This is a genomic window from Hydrocoleum sp. CS-953 (assembly GCF_002260545.1).
GTDB lineage: Bacteria > Cyanobacteriota > Cyanobacteriia > Cyanobacteriales > Microcoleaceae > Trichodesmium.
The window spans coordinates 1-7609 of record NZ_LGSU01001178.1 but is presented as its reverse complement, the minus strand read 5'-3'; the positions used below and the strand labels follow the sequence as shown (position 1 = coordinate 7609).

Genomic DNA, 7609 nt, shown 5'->3' with positions numbered 1-7609 from the left:
ACTAAGATTAGGAGTGGCGGTAATACGCACCTGATTGCTGAACCTAGACAACTCAAGATATGGAGTTAAACTCAGAGAACTTTAGTTATAAAATCAGTCCGAAAACCATTACTGTATATACATACGGTTCATCTGGGATAAAAAGATTAAAGCTCTTAAAATTATTCATCGCCCAATTTGATAAAGTAGCTATATTTTTTTCTGAAAAAAAACTATTAAATGGACTAATACCTAAAACTGCATGTTCTCCTCGTTCATATAATAATTGGCAATTACTCGTAATCGGATATACCTTACTTATTAGCTCTAATTCTGTCATAGTTATAGTCATTTTACGGCTTACTTTTTAGCAATATAATAATTATTGAAAATATCTTCTGAAATTTGTTTAACATCCACATTTATAAACCCTGCCTCATTTAACATTTTCACTGCTTTTTGTTCTCCCCACATTGCACCAAGTCCTGCCCCATTTTGTCCTAATGAAACAGTCATGCAATGCATACAAGATGTTGTGTATAACCACGGTCCTAAAGGGTGATCTAGGTTTTCGTGCAGATTACTTGATGCTCCCAAGTCAACCATCAAGAAAGTTCCGTCAGGTTTAAGTGAATCAGCAATTGATTTCAAGACTTTAGCTGGTTGTGCCATATCGTGGATAGCATCAAAAGCTGTAATTAGTGCGTACTTATTTGTTTCCTGGAAGGTTGTAATATCTTTGGCTTCTAAGTTAACATTGGTTAGGCCAAGGGATTTTGCTTTTGCTCTAGCAGCATCAATCCCATTTTCTAAAAAATCATAGCCTGTAAACCTACTGTTGGGAAAGGCTTTTGCCATAAGTTTAAGTACATGACCATCTCCACAACCAATATCAAGAACATCCACACCTTGACGCATATTTTCAACAACATCAGGCATCAGAGGTAGAACTATTTGGGTTATGGTGGCATCAAATCTCTCAGCATTAATTTCAGACCACAAGTTCATAAAATCTGGGTAGGCAGAATAGGAAACGCCACCACCTTTATGAAAACTATCAACAATGTCTTTTTGGACTGATGCCAGAAATGGAATAACCAGTGTCAAGCGTGCCATGTTATTTGGTCCGGCAACCCTTGTGAGTACAGACGCATATTCAGCCGATAAGCTATAGTTATTGGTTGTTGGATCGTAGTCAACGATCTGTCCTGCCACCATAGCTGCCAGCCATTCACGGACATATCTTTCTTTTAACTCAGCTACAGGAGCTATTTGTTCGCTAGTAGAAGGCGGCAGATTCGCCATAACTTCAAATAACCCAGTTTGATATCCAATGCCTATCATCAGACTTAGCATCGATCCATTTAGGATATCAAGCATTTTTGTAGAAAAGGCGTCTACCTTGGTTTTGTCTAGATTATTCATTATTGTTTCCTTATGTATGTCTTCATAAAAGCCGTTTTCTTCTGAGGATTTTGATATTTTTACTTGTAAAGCAAGCCTATTAAAATCCTCTATAACTAAAGATATCAATCAGAATTAAACATCAGTTTCAAATAAGGCAAGTCGCAGTCGTTCACTTGCATCTTCCATTTCAGCTAATGATTCAATACTAANGCCACTGCTGCTTTTTCTTTTTCTTGGTAAGTACCATCAGCTCGACTCATCTTTATAGCTTGATACAACATAACTCGGCGAAAATTCATAGGAAAGTCGTAGCTGATACCACTCAATAACTCTTCTATGTTTGCATTTTTCCAATCGAATTTACGAAGGGTTTCAATGTATTCTTGAGAATCTACTATTAATAGTTGTTGTTCATCAACATACCACTGAAATTCTTTTTCTGCTAAGTCACCATCTGCACCAGCGATCGCCATTAATGCACCACCATACTTCACTGCTACATCAAAATCAACTGGTGCAGTAATGTTATATTTATATTCAGCATATTTGGTTGTCTGGAGACTTTTACCACTACTCATATTTCAGTCCTGTGATTTTTTGTTTTAACTTCTTTTCTAGATTGATTCATTTTGTCAATCGTCTAATAAAACTTTAGAAAATATTTATAATTTAATATTTGATGTTGAACTAAGTCCACTAGGGGGCGGGTTTATCTGACTAATCTGTGAAAACTCGTTGCGTGGTTTACCAAAATGAAAACCGCTGTAAGATGAAACGGTCTACTAGGTAATATAAGACTCTTGCCAAAGTTGACAAATCAGCTCTTACTATTAGACATCTCCAAAAATAAAAAAGGGAATCAATTATTATCCATAAATTATCAATTAATTCTCCTTCCAGTTAAGTTTTCCCTGTTCCCTATTTTATGAAGATGTCTATTGTTGGGTTTCACTCCGTTTAACCCAACCTACATTTACTAGACTCGACTAACTCCCTGGATGAGTCATATTTTTAGGAATCACAATCTCGTCAAATTCCTCTGCCGAAACATAACCTAATTCCAAACAAGCTTCCTTCAAAGTCAAATCTTTCTCATGGGCAAAATGCGCAACTTCCGCAGCTTTATCATACCCAATTTTCGGACTTAAAGCTGTCACTAACATCAAAGATTGTTCCAAATAAAACTCAATTTTTTTCTGATTTACTTTCAAATCAGCTAATAGAAAATCAGTAAAATTATTACAACTATCAGCAATCAAATTAATCGACTGAATCAAATTAAAAACCATCATCGGTTTATAAGTATTTAACTCAAAACTTCCCTGGGCACCAGCAAAAGCGATCGCTGCATCATACCCCATCACCTGAGTCGCTACCATCGTCATTGCCTCACACTGAGTAGGATTAACTTTTCCTGGCATAATTGAAGATCCTGGTTCATTTGCAGGCAAAATCAACTCCCCAAAACCACATCGAGGTCCGCTTCCCAACCACCGAATATCATTAGCAATTTTCAGCAACGAACTAGCTAAAGTCTTTAAAGTACCACTCGCCATCACTACCGCATCGTGAGCAGCTAAAGCAGCAAACTTATTAGGTGCAGACACAAAAGGCAACCCGGTTATTTCACTAATATGTTTCGCAGCAAGTTCGGCAAAACCACTCACCGTATTCAACCCTGTTCCTACTGCAGTACCACCCAAAGCTAGTTCGTACAAATCTGGCAATGTATGAGTAATACGATGCAAATTTGCATCTAGTTGCGCCACATATCCTGAAAATTCTTGCCCCAAAGTCAACGGAACTGCATCTTGTAGGTGAGTACGCCCTATTTTGACAATTTCCGAAAATTCTACTGACTTCTCTTGCAGTGCATCCCGCATTTTCTTAACTTTCGGCAACAACTTTTCATGTAATGCTACCGCTGAAGCGATGTGCATGGCAGTCGGGAATGTATCGTTAGATGACTGCGACATATTAACATGATCGTTAGGATGTATCGGGTTTTTGCTTCCCATTTCTCCACCAGCAATTTCGATCGCCCGGTTAGCTATGACTTCGTTAACATTCATATTGCATTGGGTGCCACTTCCTGTCATCCAGACTCGTAGTGGGAAATTTCCATCTAGTTTCCCAGCAATAATTTCTTCCCCTGCTTGAATGATTAATTTTGTTTTGTCTTCTGGAAGTTTACCCAGTTCGTGGTTAGTTTGGGCGACTGCTTTTTTGAGGATAGCAAATGCTTTGATGACTTCTGGTGGGATATAGTCTTGCCCAATAGAGAAGTAGATAAGCGAGCGCTGAGTTTGAGCGCCCCAATAACGGTCTGCTGGCACTTCTATTTTTCCCATGCTATCGCTTTCGGTTCGCATTTTGGGCGGTGTTGATTCTGTCATTGGTAATTTCTGTGATACAGTTTATTTTTCTATTTACCTACATCATCAGCTTTTATCCCACCTACTTAGTTAAATTTTTATTATTAGACATCTCCAGAAAATAAATAAACCTTTTAGTTGTATTAGCTAAAGAAAGAAAAAGTCACTATAAAAAATCCTTTTTCCTACCTTTTTCGTAAAAATATCTTACCTGTTCCCTGTTCCCTGTTCCCTGTTCCCTGTTCCCTACCCCTGCAAAAAATCTATATCTTTTTCGGAGAGGTCTATTGTGTATTAAACTCAATTCAATTACCTTGCCAAAGCCAAAGATTTCGATTGAATTAAATTAGGTTGACTTTTAGATTGCTGTTTTTTTGACTTTAAGTATTTTTCTACTATTTCTAAAATTTTATTTGCACTTGCAGGTTTTCTTAAAAAATCTGTTGCACCTGCTACTTGCGCTCTAACCCGATTTATCCAACTATCTTCCCCAGAATAAATAATAATAGGAGTTTCTTTATAAGCAGGAGCTGTCCGCAAAAAATTGCAGAGTGCATAACTATTAACATTAGGTATAACTAAATCCATAAATATTAATTGAGGTGGCTTTTTAGCCATTAACCCTATGCCCTCCATTGGGTCAGTAATTTTATCAATTTTATATCCTTTAGGCATGAGAATTTGCTCTAAAAAATTACCTGTTGTTAGTGTAGAATCTATACAAGCTATTGGAATTCTGGTGCGATTTGTGCCACAGTAAACTAAGCGTAATTGTTCTAAAGGAGAGGGTAAATCTGGTACTGCTCGAACTTCGATTAAACCTTGTTTAAAAAAATGATATAAAGTACGAGTTGTTAGGGCTAAACATTGCTTCTTTTGCACTGCAATATCCCACAAAGTATTTTGACCATTAAATTGATTATTAATCGCCTCTAAAGATGCTGCAGAGAAACGACTTTGTGACTTTACAGATTTTTTCACTATTGGAGCTTGCTCTGGCCACATCTCACTAATGCCCATTTTTTCCCAGCGTTCCCAAAGTTTTTGTGCTCCCTCTATAACTTGTTTTAATTCTGATATAGATAATGCTAAGTTACCAACAATTTCTGAAGTTAANATTAAATTGATTATTAATCGCCTCTAAAGATGCTGCAGAGAAACGACTTTGTGACTTTACAGATTTTTTCACTATTGGAGCTTGCTCTGGCCACATCTCACTAATGCCCATTTTTTCCCAGCGTTCCCAAAGTTTTTGTGCTCCCTCTATAACTTGTTTTAATTCTGATATAGATAATGCTAAGTTACCAACAATTTCTGAAGTTAATTTTTGATAGGAATGCCAGTTTAAATTTAAAACTGGCTGATTTGCTAAAGAAAATAAAATTTCATAGCTGCTACTACGGATAATTGCTTTTGCTTCTTCTACAGTGATTTGCTCTTGGGTAATACCCTGTTTGAGAAGTTGATATTCCCATAATTCTTCATTAGATAGTAAACCAGCATTAAATTTTAAATTTTGACAATGTTGACTAACTGCTCGATACCAACGTCTAGTTTGATGTAATCCTCCTGTGGCATATAACATTAGTCCCCGACAAAAGTAAATTTGCCATTCTTGTTCCCCATTATCTATAATTAGTTTGCCTGTTGCTTGTTTCTGGCCAAGTACAGCCAAAGCATTCCATATTTTATTGCACCCTGTATTAGTTACTAACATATATTATTCATTAACTATATTATTTTATTTTATAGTATATAGTTTTTCAAATCATTTGGTGAAACTATAAGAAAGTTTTAGGTATAGGTTTTAGGTTAATACTTTAATGTTCGCTCTTGAATTAAAGCCTAAGAAATTGTAGATATCCTAGGTGAAGCCGGGTTTTTATACCTAGATTGATCTAATATATAGACAACATAGCAACTTTCCAGCGGAGGTACGATAGATTTAATTTTTTAGTCATTATGCGTTTATTTTAATACAGCGGGATATTAATTTAAGTATATGTAATTATCAACTACTTATTAAACCAAAAATTACATTAGTTTTCTACAGCAAAACAAGTAAAATTATATGCTCGTTCTAAACTGATGATTTGGGAATTTTTAGACTCTTGTCTATTTACATATTTTGCTACAACTTCCACAACTTTTTCTGGGCTAGAAGATTTACATAGATAATCATTAGCACCTATTAACTTAGCTCTAGTCCGATCGATAATACCATCTTTAGTCGATAAAAATACAATTGGTGTATCTTTAAACATAGTAGTTTTGCGTAAAAAATAACATATTGTATAACCACTAACTTTAGGCATCACTAAATCCAACAAAATCAAATCAGGTTGATAATCTTCTAGGACTGCTAACCCCTTAATTGGATCTTGAATATGCACAACTTTGTATCCTAATGGCTGGAGAATTTTCTCCAAAAAACTACCCACAAGATGACTATCATCAATACAAGCAATTGTAGCTTTAGGCCGACTATTTTCTACAGATACTAAGCGTGATTTTTCTGGGGGTGAAAGCCAATCTTCTACTTGCTTAAAATCAATTAAACCTCGTTGTTCAAAATCATATAAATTACGCGCTATTTCCACTAATGACATTTTCATTAAAAATGCAATATCCCAAATTGTTCTATCGCAATTTAATAACTTATTTACTGTCAACAAAAAGTCTGAATTTTCTTGAATTGGCAAGTTATTTGCATCTCTGACAACAGGGGTACTATCGGGATTAATATGCCATAAACCTTCCTCTTGTAAAGATGTCCAAACTCTTTTTGCTGAACTCAGAACTTCTTTAATTTCTAGTCTGGATAAAAGTAAACTCAGAGCTGTTTGAGAACTAGGGTGTTTCTGGGGATGCCATCTTCTTGTTAAACCAGGTTGACTAATAATAGCAAAAAAAACTTCTTCCGCAATAGTACGGAGAATTGCCTTAGCTTGACCTAAAGTTATCTGATTTTCACTAATGGCTGTTTGTAATAATTTATATTCCCATAGTTGATTATTGCTTAACTGATTGACTTCAAATTTAAAGTTAGGACAATGTTGACTAATAGCTCGATGCCAACGTCTGGTAGAATGTTTACCCCCACTTGCATATAGGAGATGACCAAATAGGAAGTAAAGTTGCCATTCTTGATTGCCATGAGCGACGACTAACTTACCAGTAACTTGCTTTTGGCTAACTATACTAAGGGTATTTGCCAGCTTAATATAGCCTATTGTTGATGCTGACATAATGATTTTACCTTTAACATAATAGTGACATTTAATTTTGATGTATTAACAAACAAAGAAGTATAATATAGATACCACCTTTATTATTTAATATTTCTTTGATTTTGTCATGGTTTGTTATACTGATTTTTTAGTATAATCTCGTTTATATATCAGAATTTTCTCGGAAATTTTCTTAGTTATTATTGTTACTTAAAAGACAATCTTTATCGCTCTTCATACTTTTGGCCTATTTACCATCCGCCATTTTGCTGATTTTTGAGTTTTTTTGTGAAGCAGCTTCATAATTTAGATTGTGAGTATTTGATACAGCAGATTTCGGACAAATGAGGTACAACTTTGAATACTAAAAATCTTGTGGTGTGGGTATCTTACCCCCTAAATCTCTAGCTCATAACATCGGGAAATGCTGTATTTTCTACATTGATTTAATTTTAGCTTAACTCAGTTGATTCCCAGACTACCACAGGTCTGATATTTTGGGTGTTTTACATTAAAGAATGATTAGTTTGTGGGGGCAGTACCTCTATACCTATCATACCATGTCCGGTTGAACACTTATAATTAAGATAGTAAGGGAGTAGGGGAGTAGGGGAGTAG

General features: G+C 35.5%; 6 protein-coding genes. All 6 read right to left on the bottom strand.

The annotated features are described in order from the left end of the window. Positions 1 to 85: 85 nt before the first annotated feature. The 6 genes from AFK68_RS19080 to AFK68_RS19050 all read right to left on the bottom strand — a co-directional run bounded on the left by AFK68_RS19080 (position 86) and on the right by AFK68_RS19050 (position 7009). Positions 86 to 319, bottom strand: a complete 234-nt coding sequence (locus tag AFK68_RS19080) for a tRNA-dependent cyclodipeptide synthase (protein WP_168186551.1) — start codon at positions 317 to 319, stop codon at positions 86 to 88. A 20-nt stretch (positions 320 to 339) separates the two neighbouring features. Then, complete coding sequence (locus tag AFK68_RS19075; RefSeq protein ID WP_246844288.1) at positions 340 to 1512, bottom strand: class I SAM-dependent methyltransferase; 1173 nt, start codon at positions 1510 to 1512, stop codon at positions 340 to 342. A gap of 860 nt (positions 1513 to 2372) precedes the next feature. After that, positions 2373 to 3782 carry a class II fumarate hydratase gene (fumC, locus tag AFK68_RS19065; RefSeq protein ID WP_094674177.1) on the bottom strand — a complete coding sequence of 470 codons (1410 nt, stop codon included), beginning with the start codon at positions 3780 to 3782 and terminating at the stop codon, positions 2373 to 2375. A 288-nt stretch (positions 3783 to 4070) separates the two neighbouring features. Continuing rightward, positions 4071 to 4766, bottom strand: a complete 696-nt coding sequence (locus tag AFK68_RS45695) for a response regulator (RefSeq protein ID WP_371357451.1) — start codon at positions 4764 to 4766, stop codon at positions 4071 to 4073. A gap of 112 nt (positions 4767 to 4878) precedes the next feature. After that, positions 4879 to 5478, bottom strand: a 600-nt coding sequence (locus AFK68_RS19055) for a DUF4388 domain-containing protein (protein ID WP_371357450.1), incomplete at its 3' end; no start/stop codon positions are given. A 322-nt stretch (positions 5479 to 5800) separates the two neighbouring features. Then, positions 5801 to 7009, bottom strand: a complete 1209-nt coding sequence (locus AFK68_RS19050; protein WP_094674171.1) for a response regulator — start codon at positions 7007 to 7009, stop codon at positions 5801 to 5803. Positions 7010 to 7609 lie beyond the last annotated feature (600 nt).